This window comes from Sphingomonas sp. (assembly GCF_965248875.1).
Lineage (GTDB): Bacteria > Pseudomonadota > Alphaproteobacteria > Sphingomonadales > Sphingomonadaceae > Sphingomonas.
Genome location: NZ_CBDFKR010000011.1, coordinates 1,147,511 through 1,160,833 on the forward strand (window position 1 = coordinate 1,147,511; position 13,323 = coordinate 1,160,833).

Here is a 13,323-nt window from a genome sequence, read left to right on the forward strand (position 1 = left end):
CTATTCGAGATGGCACATAAGAAAGCAGGCGGCTCGTCGCGCAACGGCCGCGATTCGGCCGGCCGCCGCCTCGGCGTGAAGCTGTTCGGCGGGCAGGAGTGCATCGCCGGCAACATCATCGTGCGTCAGCGCGGGACGAAGTTCTATGCCGGCCGCAACGTCGGCATGGGCAAGGATCATACGCTCTTCGCGCTCGTCGACGGCCACGTCGCGTTTGCGCAAGGCAAGCTCGGACGAAAGTTCTGCACCGTCGTCGCGAACGACGTGGCGGCGACCGGGATGCCGGTCGCGGCCGAATAACATCTGGTAACCGGACGGGTTGCCCACCAGGGCGACCCGCGGATCACCAAGGTCCCAGCCATCCAAAGGGAGACGGGTCGCCCCGGCTCCCTTTTTTCTTGCTCCCTCATCCAAATTGTCGCGGCCGCGTCATCGTTGGCGTGCTTGGCGGCGGAAGGAGGGAGCATGTTCGCCCGTACCCCGAGATTGACGCTGCGACCCGGCTGGCCGGAGGACGCGCCCGCACTGACCGCCGCTATCGCGCACGAGGAGGTCGCGTTCCGCCTCGCGAAGCTGCCGTGGCCCTACACGCTCGACCATGCCGCATCGTGGCTGCGCCAGACGCCCGACGAAGGCACTCACGCGCTGCTGGTGTTCGCACACGACCGCGGCACCCGCGCTGACGGAGCGCCCGAGCTGATCGGCGGGGCCGGTTTGCATCCCGCGGCGGGCGCGCGCGGCGAAGAACTGGAGATCGGCTATTGGCTGACGCCGGCCGCCTGGGGCCGCGGCTATGCGACCGAGGCGGCGGGGGCGGTCGTCGACATGGCGCGGTACGCGCTCGGGCGGAAGCGGCTGGTCAGCGGCCACTTCGCGGACAATCCCGCCTCGGGGCGCGTGCTGCGCAAGCTGGGCTTTGCGCAGACCGGGGTCGAGCAGCGCGACTGCCTGGCGCGCGGCGAACAGGTGAAATGCCTGACGTTCGAGCGAGCGCTCTGACGCAAAGATCCTCCGCTTGCAGGGGAGGATTGCATAATCGCGCCATGTCCCCGACACCGCCCCGGCATGGCCGTCACCCCCCTCCCCGTCCGCAAGCGGCTCTCGCCTGAGGAATCGCGCGATGCCGCGCTTGATGCCGCACGCGCGCTGCTGGTCGAGGCGGGGCCGCAGGCGGTGACGCTAAAGGCCGTCGCGGCGCGGATCGGCCGCACCCACGCCAACCTGCTCCACCATTTCGGCAGCGCCTATGGCCTGCAACAGGCGCTGATCGCGCGGATGGCCGGGTTCATCACCTCGACCATCCGCGAGGCGGTGCTGCGCCAGCGTAAGGCGGAAAATCCGAACCCGGGCGAGGTGGTCGACCTCGCCTTCGATGCGTTCGACGACGGCGGCGCCGGGGCGCTGGCGAGCTGGATGATCCTCAGCGGCAACGAGGACGCGCTCGACCCGATCCTGACCGCGATCCACGACCTCGTTGACGAGTTGGCGGCGGATCACCGCGACGAGGCTCCGCTGGCGGACGAGACGCTGACGCTCGTGCTGATGGCCTTGGGGGACGCGCTGTTGGGCGGGCCGTTAGCGCGCGCGCTGGGGGTGCCGCGGGAGCGGGCCAGGGTGCTGGCGCGGGAGATGTTGTTGGCGGGGCGGGGGTAGGGGACGCTCAGACGCGATAAGCGGGAGGCACTATTGTTCGAACTACTCAGGCGACCTTGGTTTGAGGCGCGTTCGTTGAGCGTGCTCCAAACCTACTACGAGCAGACGTTAAAGCTTCCACTTCCCGAATTGGAGCGAAAGCTTCTGCGTGGTGCGGTCAACGTCACCCTTAAAGCCGGTGGTACTCCATTCGATGCCGCCACTCGCTTCTACACCGCGTTTGCCGAGACACATCTCGGACGCGGCGGCGATTTGCATGATATCAAATTCGGCACTGCTCTCGGTCGTATGTGGGCGCTTCGAGACAACATGAAATTCTGGGGCGAACACATGGCCGCAATGAAGCAGGTAAGCGCGCTACGCGGCGACCGGACCCAAGCTTAATCGTCGTACCCGCGCAAACGGCCCGCCGCGGCAAAGCCGCGTCGTCGGGCGGGTTCGCTAAGGCGACCCGCCGGCCGGGCTCGCCGTCGAGCCTCGCTTCAGCGGCGCTGAAGCGATACGGCGAGCCATGCACTTCCTCGACCAAGCCAAGATCTTCGTTCGCTCCGGCTCCGGCGGCCCCGGTGCCGTGTCCTTCCGCCGCGAGAAGTTCATCGAATATGGCGGCCCGGACGGCGGCAATGGCGGCAAGGGCGGGGACATCGTGTTCGAGGCGGTGGCCGGCCTCAACACGCTGATCGACTTCCGCTACACCCAGCATTTCCGCGCGCCCCGCGGCTCCGGCGGCTCGGGCGGCAACCGCACCGGCGCGGGCGGCGACGATCTCGTCATCAAGGTGCCGCTGGGCACCCAGGTGCTCGCCGACGACGAGGAGCGCACGTTGCTCCTCGACCTGACCGAAGTCGGCCAGCGCACCGTCTTCTTCCGCGGCGGCGACGGCGGGCGTGGCAACGCCAGCTACAAGACCTCCACCAACCGCGCGCCGCGCCAGCATGGTGAGGGGTGGCCCAATGAGGAAGCCTGGGTGTGGCTGCGCCTCAAGCTTCTCGCCGACGCGGGGCTGGTCGGGCTGCCCAATGCGGGCAAGTCGACCTTCATCAACGCCGTCACCAACGCGCAGGCGAAGGTCGGCGCCTACGCCTTCACGACGACGCGCCCGCAGCTCGGCGTCGTCCGCCACCACCAACGCGAGTTCGTCGTCGCCGACATCCCCGGCCTGATCGAAGGCGCGGCCGAGGGCGCCGGGATCGGCGACCGGTTCCTGGGGCATATCGAGCGTTGCCGTGTCCTGCTCCACCTGGTCGACGCGCAGGACGATGACGTGGCGGAGAGCTATCGCATCGTCCGCGCCGAGCTGGAGAATTACGGCGCCGGGCTGACCGAAAAGCCGGTGGTCGTCGCGCTCAACAAGATCGACACGCTCGACGACGAGCTGATCGAGACGCTCGTCGGCGAGCTGGAAGCGGCGAGCGGCGCCGAAGTGATCCCGCTATCGGCGGCAGCAGGCACCGGCGTCGACTGGGTGCTCGACCGCCTGCTCGACGCGATCGGCCCCGCGGCGCGCGCACCGGTGGACGAGGACGGCGAGGAGGACGCGGTGGAGTGGTCGCCGGTTTAGGTGTATGGAGCGGACATGCGCCTCGACCCAGCCTATCGGAAGATCACCGCCGACGAGTTCCTGAACATGGACTTCGGCTCCGACCGTAAGTTCGAGCTGGCGGACGGCGTGATCGTCGGCATGGTTGGCGGCTTGGAGCCGCATTCATGGGTGAAGGGGAACATCCATAGCTGGTTACGTGAGCGTCTGCGCGGGGGCCGATGCCGCCCCTATGATTCCGACTTTGCGGTGAGAGTGAGCGATACCCAGGTGCGCTATCCCGACGTGAGCGTCTACTGCGACCCGCCATCGTGGGAAGACCTTCGGACGACCAAAGCGTTGCCCGACCCGACCGTCATCATTGAGGTACTCTCGCCAAGCACCGCGTCGTTCGATCAAGGCGAAAAGCTGTCCGAATACAAGGGCATCCCCTCGGTCCGCACCATCGCTTTCGTCGATCCCGACGCGGAGCTCTGCCGCACCGTCGAGCGGCTGGAGGAAGGCTGGCTCGACCACATCTTCTCCGGCACGCGCGGCATCGTCATCCCCGCGCTCGACCTGACCATCCCGCACGCGGACGTGTTCGCGCGCGACTGACCGCGCGATGCTCTTCGCACCCGCCACCTGCCCGCGGCTCGTCGTCAAGATCGGCTCCGCGCTGCTCGTCGCGCCCGACGGCGCGGTGCGGCGGGCGTGGCTCGCCGGCATCGCCGCCGATGTCGCTGCCCGGGCGGCGGCAGGGCAGCAGGTGGCGATCGTCTCGTCGGGCGCGATCGCGCTCGGCGCACGGCGGCTTCACCTCGCGAAGGGCGGGCGCGGCTCCCTGGAAGACGCACAGGCCGCCGCCGCGGTCGGGCAGATCGCGCTGGCGCAGGCGTGGACCGAGGTGCTCGCCGCGCAACCCCTCACCGCCGCGCAGATGCTGCTGACGCTGGACGATCTCGAGGACCGCCGCCGCTACCTCAATGCCGCCGCAACGCTGGACCGGCTGCTGTCGCTCGGCGCGGTCCCGGTCATCAACGAGAATGACAGCGTCGCCACGGCGGAAATCCGCTTTGGCGACAACGATCGCCTCGCCGCGCGCGTCGCGCAGGCGGCGGGGGCGAGCGGGGTGATCCTGCTGTCCGACGTCGATGGGCTGTACGACCGCAACCCGGCACTGCCGGGCGCCACCCACCTGGCACTGGTCGACCGGCTTGATGCGGCGGTCTTGGCAATGGCCGATGCCGGCTCGGCGTCGGGCATGGGATCGGGCGGGATGATATCGAAGCTCCAGGCGGCGCGCATCGCCACCGCCGCGGGCATCCCGCTCGCGATCGCGTCAGGGCGGATCGACCGGCCGCTCGCCACCGACGCCCCCCACACGCTCTTCGCCGCCGAACGTGCCGCGCCCGCGCGCAAGGCGTGGCTCGCGGGCGGCCTGACCGCAAGGGGCGCGATCAGGATCGATCCAGGCGCCGCTGATGCGCTCCGTCAGGGCGGCAGCCTCCTGGCCGCGGGCGCGACCGCGGTCGATGGCGGTTTCGCGCGCGGCGACCTGGTCACCATCGAAGCGCCCGACGGCATCGTCGCCCGCGGCCTGGCGGAGTATGACGTGGCCGACGCCGCCCGGCTGCTCGGCCGCCGCTCCGACGAGCACGCCGCACTGCTCGGCTATGCGCCCCGCGCCGCGCTGGTTCATCGCAACCATCTGGCGCTGCTGTGATCATCGCCCTCACCGGCGCGACCGGGTTCGTCGGCCGTGCTGTGCTGGACGCGGCGTCAGCCCGCGGGCACGTGGTTCGCGCGCTCGCCCGCCGGCCGCAGCCGCCGCGCGGCGGCGTGACCTGGATCGAAGGGCGGTTGGAGGAAGAAGGCAGCCTCGTGCAGCTCGCGACCGGCGCGGACGCGGTGCTCCACGTCGCTGGCGTGGTGAACGGGACCACGACCGATTTTATCCGCGGCAATGTCGACGGCACGCGCACCATGCTCGCCGCCGCTGCTGCGATGCACGTCCACCGCTTCGTCCACGTCTCGTCGCTCGCCGCGCGGGAGCCGCAGCTATCCGATTACGGCCACTCGAAGGACCGCGCCGAAAGCGAAGTTCAAGCGGCCGATCTCGACTGGACGATCGTCCGGCCGCCGGGAGTATATGGCCCCGGCGACCTGGAGATGCGCGACGTGTTCCGCATGGCAAAGGCTGGCCTCGTCCTGCTGCCGCCCGCCGGGCGCGTGTCGCTGATCCACGTCGCCGACCTTGCGCGGCTGCTGGTCGCGCTGGTCGAACGGCCCGGCGCGCACGAGACCTACGAGCCCGACGACGGCGTCGCGAGCGGCCACACCCAGAAGGATTTCGCCGCGCTGGTCGGCAGCGCCGTCGGCCGCCGGCCGCTGGCGCTGTCGGTCCCCGCGGCGATCCTACGGGCCGCCGCCCGCGCCGACGTCGCGATCCGCGGCGGCAGGGCGAAGCTCACCCCCGACCGGGCCAGCTATCTGAGCCACCCCGACTGGACGGTCGACCCTGCCAAGCGTCCGCCCGCCGACCTATGGACGCCGCAGATCGCGACGCCAAAGGGTCTTGCGGACACCGCCGCCTGGTATCGCGCCGAAGGGCTGCTCTAGCGGCGGTTCAGTGTCCGCCGGTCTGCGCGTGAGCGGCAGCGCCCGTCGATGACTGCGCCTGTGTCGCCGCATGGCTGTCGCGCGCCCCTTCGGACGCCGCCGTGCCGCGATTGTCGTGCGCCCCTTGAGCGCGCACCGCCGCCTGATTGGTGCGCGCGGTCGTCGTCGATGCGGCCGTGGTCGCCGTGGCCGTCCGGACGCCCCGCATCGCCTGCACGTCACCGCCGCCGCCGCCCCCTTCATCGCCCAGCGCCAGCGCCGGGGACCCCGCCAGCAGAACGATCGCAGCCGCGGCCAGTTTGATGTTGGTCATGTCATCCCCTCTTCGGCCGGATCGGCTATGAGAGAGCTTAGGCCACATCAGGACGCGTCGTATTGGATAAAACCGGCATCGTGGCCCGGTCTTGCCAGCGCCCCACCTTCGCCGCAAAGGCCGGGCATCGAGGGACCCGCATGACCGACCGCCCACATGACCGCCAAGCCATTCTCGATACCGTCAGCGCGCAGATCGCGCCCTTCAACAAGAAGGGCGTCGCGCTGACGGAGGCAACCACCTTTCAGGGCGACCTCGAGTGGGACAGCCTCACCGTGATGGACTTTGTCGCGGCGATCGAGGACGAGTTCGACATCATCATCACCATGAACATGCAGGCCGAGATCGAAACGGTCGGCCAGCTGGTCGACGCGGTCGCGAAGCTCAAGGGCCAAGCGTGACTGAAACCGGGTTGCAGGCCGAGCGCGTCGACCTTGATCCGCCGCCGGTGGCGCCGGAACGCGACCTCATGTCGAAATTCGATGGCCTGATCGCCGAGCGCCGGGCGCTGATCGATACCGGCGTCACCGATCCCTTCGCGATCGTCATGGAGCAGGTGAAGTCGCCGACGCAGGCCGTGATCGCCGGGCGCGAGACGATCCTGCTCGGCACCTACAACTACATGGGCATGACCTTCGACCCGGACGTGCTCGACGCGGGCCGCGAGGCGCTGACCCGGTTCGGCAGCGGCACCAACGGCAGCCGCATGCTCAACGGCACCTTCCGCGATCACATGGACGCCGAGGCGGCGCTGCGCGAGTATTACGGTACGACCGGCGCTATCGTCTTCTCAACAGGTTACATGGCGAACCTCGGAATGATTTCGACCCTGGCCGGCAAGGGCGAATATGTGATCCTGGACGCAGACAGCCATGCCTCGATCTACGACGGCTGCGCGCAGGGCAATGCGGAGATCGTCCGCTTCCGCCACAACTCGGTCGAGGATCTCGACAAGCGCCTCGGTCGCCTTCCGCCCGAGCCCGGCAAGCTGGTGGTGCTGGAGGGCGTCTATTCGATGCTCGGCGACGTCGCGCCGCTGAAGGAAATGGTCGCGGTCGCGAAGAAGCACGGTGCGATGGTGCTTTCCGACGAGGCGCATTCGATGGGCTTTTACGGCCCCAACGGGCGTGGCGTGTACGAAGCGCAGGGCTGCGAGGGCGACGTCGACTTCGTCGTCGGCACCTTCAGCAAATCGGTCGGCACCGTGGGCGGATTCTGCGTGTCGAACCACCCGAAGTTCGAGGCGATCCGCCTCGCCTGCCGCGCCTACATCTTCACCGCCAGCCTGCCGCCCAGCGTCGTGGCGACCGCGGCGGCGAGCATCCGCAAGCTCCGCTACGCCCATAACAAGCGTGCGCATCTATGGGAAAATGCCCGTAAACTCCACGGCGGCCTGACCGCGCTGGGCTTCCGCCTCGGCACGGCCGAGCCGGAAAGCGCCATCGTCGCGGTCATCCTCGACGACCAGCAACAGGCGGTTACGATGTGGCAGGGGCTGCTCGACGCCGGCGTCTACGTCAATATGGCGCGCCCGCCGGCTACCCCGGCGGGCACGTTCCTGCTCCGCTGCTCGCTCTGCGCCGAGCACACCGCGGAGCAGCTCGACCGCGTCATCGCCACCTTCGCCGCGGCAGGGCGGGCGGTGAGCGCCATCACCTGAGTCGTCCGGCGGTTCCTCGTTAACCGCGGCTGCGCTATGATCGGCGGCGTGACGGGGTTTGAGGCCGACGCGGCGACGCGCCCGGAAGACGGGCGCTGGAGCGGGACAAGCTGGCGTGCGGTGACGCTGGCGATCATCGCGCTCGCGGGTGCGCTGGTGCTGGTCGGGCTGATCGCGACGCTGACCGGCGCAAACCGGCAGCGCGACCGCGCCCTGGAGCTGCAAAAGCACAGCTACGACGTGATGATCCTGGCGCGCACGCTGTCGGGTACCATCGCCCGGGCGGAGGCGTCGCTCGGCCGTTACGTCATCGCGGGCGACAAGGATCAGCGGCTCGGTCAGATCTTCGTCGACGAATGGGGCGATGCCGCGACGCAGCTCGATCAGCTCGACCGCATCACCGGCGACGACCAGCAGCAGCGTGTCGACAGCCTGCGCCGTGCCTTTCGCGCGCGCGGCGACGAACTCGATCTGATCGCGCTGTCGACGCGCTACGGCAAGAACAACCAAGCGCTCGCCCGCTTTTACCGCGCCCGGCAGGGCCCGGCGCTGACGGCGATCGACGCCACGCTCGACGGCATCATCGGCCAGGAGCGGATGCTGCTCGATCAGCGCACGGCGGCCGCAATGACCGGGGTCGATGACGCCAGCCATGTCGCGGGGGGACTCGCCGCATTCGGCATTCTGCTCGTGCTCGGCGCGATCGTGCTCGGCTGGGTGACGATCCGCACGCTGCGCGAGCGCGCGCAGGCGGAGGCCGAAGCCGACGCCGCCGTGCAGCGTGCGGACGAGCTGGCGGATGCGGTCGCCCATGCGACCGGCGAACTGCGCCTTCAGGAGGCGCGGCTGCGCCAGGTACAGAAGATGGAGGCAGTTGGTCAGTTGACCGGTGGTATTGCGCATGATTTCAATAATATGCTCGTGGTCGTTACCGGCGGACTGGAGCTGGCCGCGCGCCAGCTGACCCGCGATCCCGCGGCTGCACGCCGCCACCTCGACTCCGCGACCGAGGGCGCCGGTCGCGCCGCCGAACTGACCCGGCGGCTACTCGCCTTCAGCCGCGAGGAGTCGCTCAAGCCAGAGCCGATCGGTATCGCCGCGCTGGTGGCGGGAATGCGCGACCTGCTGGATCGGACGCTCGGCGACGGCGTCACCGTTGTGATCGAGGACCGCTCGCAGGACTGGTGCGTCCGCGCCGACCGCGTCCAGCTGGAGAACGCGCTGCTCAATCTCGCGGTCAACGCGCGCGACGCGATGGACGGGCGCGGCGAGCTGAGCGTGGCGACCGGCGCGGTGCACCTGACAGCGGGCGCGGTCGGCGACTGCGCGGCGGGGGAGTATGTGACAATCGCCGTGACCGACAGTGGCTGCGGGATGACTGCGGCGGTGGCGGAGCGGGTGTTCGAGCCCTTCTTCACCACCAAGGCGGTCGGCAAGGGGACCGGACTCGGCTTGTCACAGCTGTTCGCGCTGGTGCGTCAGCTGGGCGGCGAGATCGCGATCCGGACCGCGCCAGGTGACGGCACGACCGTGACGTTGCACCTGCCGCGCGATCAAGCTGCCGAGCAGCGCATCCGCGGGGCCGAACTGACCGTCGTCAGCGCCCCCGTACCCCGCAGTCTCGACGTGCTGGTTGTCGAGGACGATCCGCGCGTGCTCGCCGCCACGATGGCGGCGCTGGCCGAACTCGGGCACAAGGCCCGCGCCTGCAACGATCCGGCCGCCGCGCCCGCGGCGCTGGAGGCGGCGGGCGGCGCCGACCTGCTCATCTCCGACGTCCTGATGCCACGCCAGACCGGGCCGGAAATGGTGCGCGTGCTGGCCCCGCGCTGGCCTGCGCTGCCCGTGCTCTACGTCACCGGCTTTGCCGGCGACGTCGCCACTGCCGATCTCGACGGCCGCCCCGTGCTCCGCAAGCCCTTCACCCTAGCCGCGCTTCAGCGCGCGATCGACGAGGCGGCACCGGCGGTGGAGGAGCAGATCGCCGCGGAGTAGCCTTCGCCAACACGGCGGGCGGGACGGGCGGCCGGCCGTCAAGCTTTTCACGTGACGCCCCCCTGTCCGGCCTCTACAGCCGCCCGACCTTCTCCGCCGGACCTCGCACGCTTTGCACTCCATCGATCGCTACATGGCCCGGCTGATCGCGTTGCCGCTGTTTTCGACGCTGATCGTCGCCATCATGCTGTTCGCGCTGGACCGCATGCTGCGGTTGATCGACTTCGTCGCGACCGAGGGTGGGCCGATCAGCGTGGTGTGGCGGATGCTGGCCAACCTGCTGCCCGAATATATGGGACTGGGCATCCCGATCGGGCTGATGCTCGGCATCCTGCTCGCCTTCCGCAAGCTTGCCACGTCATCCGAACTGGATGTGCTGCGCGGCGTCGGCATGAGCTATGGCCGTCTGCTCCGCGTGCCGTACATCTTCACCATCATCCTTGCCGCCGTGAACCTCGTCCTGGTGGGCTATGTCCAGCCCAAGGCGCGCTATTCCTATGAGGGGCTACGCTTCGAGCTGCGCACCGGCGCACTGGGCGCTGCGATCAAGGTCGGCGAGTTCACCCATTTCGGCGACAAGATGACGATCCGGATCGAACAGAGCCGCGACAAGGGGCGGCAGCTCACCGGCATCTTCGTTCACCAGCAGTCGGCGCCGAACAAATGGGTGTCCGTCACCGCGCATGGCGGCGAATTCCTGGCAACCGATGACCCCAACACCATCATCTTCCGCCTCACCAACGGCACGCTGGTCCATGCCGACCCGCGCTTCCGGAATCCGCGCGTGCTGACCTTCACCAGCCACGACCTGCCAATCCCGTTGCCGAGATACGAGAGCTTCCGCACCCGTGGCGGCCGCAATGTCGAATGGACGCTGCCGGAGCTGGCCCGGCTCGGCCACCACGCCGTCACGCGCGACGAGCGCAATCAAAGCCGCGCCGAGTTCCATTTCCGGATCGCGGAGATCGCGTCGATGTTCCTGCTGCCGCTGCTGGCGCTGGCGCTCGGCGTCCCGCCGAAGCGATCGACCTCGGCGCTGGGCGTCTTCCTGTCGATCGTGGTGATCGTCACCTACCACAAGGTCAATCAATACGCCGCCGATGTCGGCGAGCTGGGCCGGATCGATCCGTTTTTCGCCTTGTGGATACCCTTTGCGCTGTTCGCGGCGCTGGTACTGTGGCTCTATTACCAGATCGCCTACGTCCCGGGCGGTCAGCCGATCGGCGGGCTGGAGCGGTTCTTCTCCAAGGCGGGCAAGCTGCTCGGCGGCTTGGTCCGGCCGCGCAAGGCTGCGGTCGCGTGACCGGCTTTTTCCCGTCGCGCACGGTGTCGATCTACATGGGGCGCATGTTCCTGATCCGCACCTTCGGCATTCTCGCCGCGTTGGTGCTGGTGCTTCAGTCGCTCGATCTGCTGAGCGAGTCGGGCAAGATCCTGGCCTATCCCGGCAATCACGACACCCAGGTGTGGCAATATATGTCGCTGCGCGCGCCGCAGATCGTCTCCCGCTTTCTCCCCTTTTCCGTGCTGCTCGGCACGATCCTGACGCTGATCCAGATGAACCAGAACTCGGAGGTCGTGGCGCTCAAGGCGTCGGGCCTCTCGGCGCATCAGGTGCTGGCGCCGTTGCTGCTCGCCAGCCTGGGTGTCGCCGCCCTGTCCTTCGCCTTCAACGACCGGATCGTCAGCCGCGCCACCGCGGCGCTCGATCGCTGGCAGAAGATCGACTACGCGCCGCTGCCGCCCGACCGCGGCGACCGCACCAACGTTTGGGTGCGCGACGGCGACGACCTGATCGAAGTCGAGAGCATTCGCGGCCGCGGCCCGGATGCGCAGCTGCGCGGCGTGACGCTATACGACCGCACCGGCGGCAGCCTCGTTTCGATCGTTCGCGCGCCTGCCGGCCGGCGCGATGGCGATGCCTGGCGGATCAGCCCGGCGACGCGCTTCGACGTCGCCTCGGGCGCGGTCGCGCCGCTCGGCAGTATTCTAGTCGCGCGGGGGGTCCGTCCCGATCAATTCACGCTCGGCAGCGTCGACGCCGACGGGCTGAGCTTCGGCGGGCTGCGCGCCGCGATCGTCGACCTGTCCGACGCCGGCCGCCCGACCAAGTCGCTGGAGGGCTCGCTGTGGCACAAGCTCAGCGGGCCGCTGTCGTCGATTCTGATGCCGCTCCTGGGCGCGGTCGCCGCCTTCGGGCTGGCGCGCTCCGGCCAACTGTTCGTCCGCGCCGTGGTCGGCATGGCGCTGGGCTTCACCTATTTCGTCGCCGACAATTTCGCGCTGGCGATGGGCAATCTCGGCGCCTACCCGCCCTTCCTGGCGGCATGGGCCCCGTTCCTGCTGTTCTTCCTGATCGGCGAGGCGGTGCTGATCCGGACGGAGGAATAGCCGCTCAGCGCCGCCCCAGCGTGCTCCGCCCGATCTTGACCGCCAAAAACGGCAGCCCCGTGTAGCTCGCCCGGTGGAACGGCGACTCCGCCTCCAGCGCCGCGGTCAGCCGCCGGTGCGCCTCGCCCAGCGCGTGATAGGGCAGCCCCGGCAACAGGTGGTGGAGCGCATGGTAGCGCAGCCCCACCGGCGCCCACAGCATCGGCAGCAGCGCGGGCGGCGGCACATTGACCGAGTCCAGATACTGCGCGGTCACGCTCATCGGTTCGCCGTCATTCTCCCACAGATGCGCGACCAGCGTCCGTACCTGATTGGTCACCGCCACCAGCGACGCGATCGCAAAGCCGATCCCGAACGCCCGCAGCGGGATGACGCCGGTCGCCACCATCGCGATCAGCGCCACCGCCCATAGCGCGGCGAGCAGCTCCACCCGGTCCCAATACCGCTTCGCTCCTCCCTCGGGCGCGCGGCGGCGGAATCGCGGGTTGATCGCCAGCGCCGAATAGCGCTCCACCACCGCCCGGCGCAGCCCCGGGATCACGACCGAGAGCGGCGCAAGCACGCCGTAGCGGAGCAACAGCCCGACCGGCGCCAGCGTGCTGACCAGGATGAACACCGGCAGCGTCCACGGCTTCATCAGCGCCAGCGGCAGATATTCGGGATCGTCGGCCGTGCCGTACCGCGTCCTGGCGTGGTGCAGGGTATGGACCCCTTCATACATGAAGCTCGGGATCAGCATCGGCACACCCACCACCGCATCGAACCCCTGACCGAAGCCACGCATGGGCCCCGACAGCTTGAGATGGCTGACCTCGTGGATGAAGCTCATCGCACGGTACAGCGCCAGCACCGCGACCACGCCAGCGGCCCACGCCCAGCCGCCGCGCAGGCTGACCGCCCCGGCCAGCGCCGCATAGCCGATCGACGCGGAGCCGAGCAGGTCGGCCCAATACACCGCCGGCCTGGGCACGCCGAGGTCGCGCGTCAGCTCGGCCGCGGCGCGCAGCATCGCCTTGTCATCCTGCAACTTCAATGGCTTGGCCGCCGGATTTGCAGGCGCACGCGCGCCAAGGGTGATCGTGCTCATCGCGGTCGCCATAGCCCGAAGATAGTGGCGAGCGTATGGCAATTGAACCCCCTCCCCTTGACGGGGGGACTGCGCTAACGCCG

15 protein-coding genes are annotated in these 13,323 nt (G+C 69.1%); 13 read left to right on the top strand and 2 right to left on the bottom strand.

From position 1 onward, the window contains the following. Window positions 1–9: 9 nt before the first annotated feature. The 8 genes from rpmA (at window position 10) to ACP2AD_RS12820 (ending at window position 5,794) form a co-directional block, all read left to right on the top strand. On the top strand, window positions 10–300 hold the full coding sequence (rpmA, locus tag ACP2AD_RS12785) for a 50S ribosomal protein L27 (protein WP_425230426.1): 291 nt from the start codon (window positions 10–12) through the stop codon (window positions 298–300). A gap of 165 nt (window positions 301–465) precedes the next feature. Beyond that, window positions 466–999 carry a GNAT family N-acetyltransferase gene (locus tag ACP2AD_RS12790; protein ID WP_425230427.1) on the top strand — a complete coding sequence of 178 codons (534 nt, stop codon included), beginning with the start codon at window positions 466–468 and terminating at the stop codon, window positions 997–999. A 66-nt stretch (window positions 1,000–1,065) separates the two neighbouring features. Further along, window positions 1,066–1,653 (top strand): TetR/AcrR family transcriptional regulator, encoded by a 588-nt coding sequence (locus tag ACP2AD_RS12795; RefSeq protein WP_425230428.1) that lies wholly within the window; start codon window positions 1,066–1,068, stop codon window positions 1,651–1,653. 33 nt (window positions 1,654–1,686) lie between these two features. Further along, the gene (locus ACP2AD_RS12800) at window positions 1,687–2,037 is read left to right on the top strand and encodes a hypothetical protein (protein ID WP_425230429.1); all 351 of its coding nucleotides are present in this window, start codon (window positions 1,687–1,689) and stop codon (window positions 2,035–2,037) included. 127 nt (window positions 2,038–2,164) lie between these two features. Then, window positions 2,165–3,214, top strand: a complete 1,050-nt coding sequence (gene obgE / locus ACP2AD_RS12805) for a GTPase ObgE (RefSeq protein WP_425230430.1) — start codon at window positions 2,165–2,167, stop codon at window positions 3,212–3,214. A gap of 15 nt (window positions 3,215–3,229) precedes the next feature. Then, window positions 3,230–3,790, top strand: a complete 561-nt coding sequence (locus ACP2AD_RS12810) for a Uma2 family endonuclease (protein WP_425230431.1) — start codon at window positions 3,230–3,232, stop codon at window positions 3,788–3,790. 7 nt (window positions 3,791–3,797) lie between these two features. After that, a complete protein-coding gene (proB, locus tag ACP2AD_RS12815) occupies window positions 3,798–4,898 on the top strand; it encodes a glutamate 5-kinase (RefSeq protein ID WP_425230432.1) in 1,101 nt (366 codons plus the stop codon). Further along, the gene (locus ACP2AD_RS12820) at window positions 4,895–5,794 is read left to right on the top strand and encodes an NAD-dependent epimerase/dehydratase family protein (RefSeq protein WP_425230433.1); all 900 of its coding nucleotides are present in this window, start codon (window positions 4,895–4,897) and stop codon (window positions 5,792–5,794) included. The genes proB and ACP2AD_RS12820 overlap by 4 nt, the downstream gene beginning before the upstream one ends. Window positions 5,795–5,801: 7 nt before the next feature. On the opposite strand, the gene ACP2AD_RS12825 is transcribed toward ACP2AD_RS12820, so the two are convergent. Next, on the bottom strand, window positions 5,802–6,107 hold the full coding sequence (locus tag ACP2AD_RS12825) for a hypothetical protein (protein ID WP_425230434.1): 306 nt from the start codon (window positions 6,105–6,107) through the stop codon (window positions 5,802–5,804). 140 nt (window positions 6,108–6,247) lie between these two features. Here ACP2AD_RS12825 and ACP2AD_RS12830 point away from each other — a divergent pair, with 140 nt between their 5' ends. The 5 genes from ACP2AD_RS12830 to lptG all read left to right on the top strand — a co-directional run bounded on the left by ACP2AD_RS12830 (window position 6,248) and on the right by lptG (window position 12,153). Further along, on the top strand, window positions 6,248–6,508 hold the full coding sequence (locus ACP2AD_RS12830; RefSeq protein ID WP_425230435.1) for an acyl carrier protein: 261 nt from the start codon (window positions 6,248–6,250) through the stop codon (window positions 6,506–6,508). Next, window positions 6,505–7,767, top strand: coding sequence for a serine palmitoyltransferase (gene spt / locus ACP2AD_RS12835; RefSeq protein WP_425230436.1), 1,263 nt, complete (start codon window positions 6,505–6,507; stop codon window positions 7,765–7,767). The genes ACP2AD_RS12830 and spt overlap by 4 nt, the downstream gene beginning before the upstream one ends. A 48-nt stretch (window positions 7,768–7,815) precedes the next feature. Beyond that, the gene (locus ACP2AD_RS12840) at window positions 7,816–9,762 is read left to right on the top strand and encodes an ATP-binding protein (RefSeq protein WP_425230437.1); all 1,947 of its coding nucleotides are present in this window, start codon (window positions 7,816–7,818) and stop codon (window positions 9,760–9,762) included. Window positions 9,763–9,895: 133 nt separating this feature from the next. Continuing rightward, window positions 9,896–11,065, top strand: coding sequence for an LPS export ABC transporter permease LptF (gene lptF, locus ACP2AD_RS12845; RefSeq protein WP_425230438.1), 1,170 nt, complete (start codon window positions 9,896–9,898; stop codon window positions 11,063–11,065). Window positions 11,066–11,100: 35 nt separating this feature from the next. Next, window positions 11,101–12,153 carry an LPS export ABC transporter permease LptG gene (gene lptG, locus ACP2AD_RS12850; protein ID WP_425231172.1) on the top strand — a complete coding sequence of 351 codons (1,053 nt, stop codon included), beginning with the start codon at window positions 11,101–11,103 and terminating at the stop codon, window positions 12,151–12,153. Between the two features lie 4 nt (window positions 12,154–12,157). Here the strand turns inward: lptG and ACP2AD_RS12855 are convergent, their stop codons facing one another. Further along, window positions 12,158–13,240 carry a fatty acid desaturase family protein gene (locus tag ACP2AD_RS12855; RefSeq protein WP_425230439.1) on the bottom strand — a complete coding sequence of 361 codons (1,083 nt, stop codon included), beginning with the start codon at window positions 13,238–13,240 and terminating at the stop codon, window positions 12,158–12,160. Window positions 13,241–13,323: the final 83 nt, after the last annotated feature.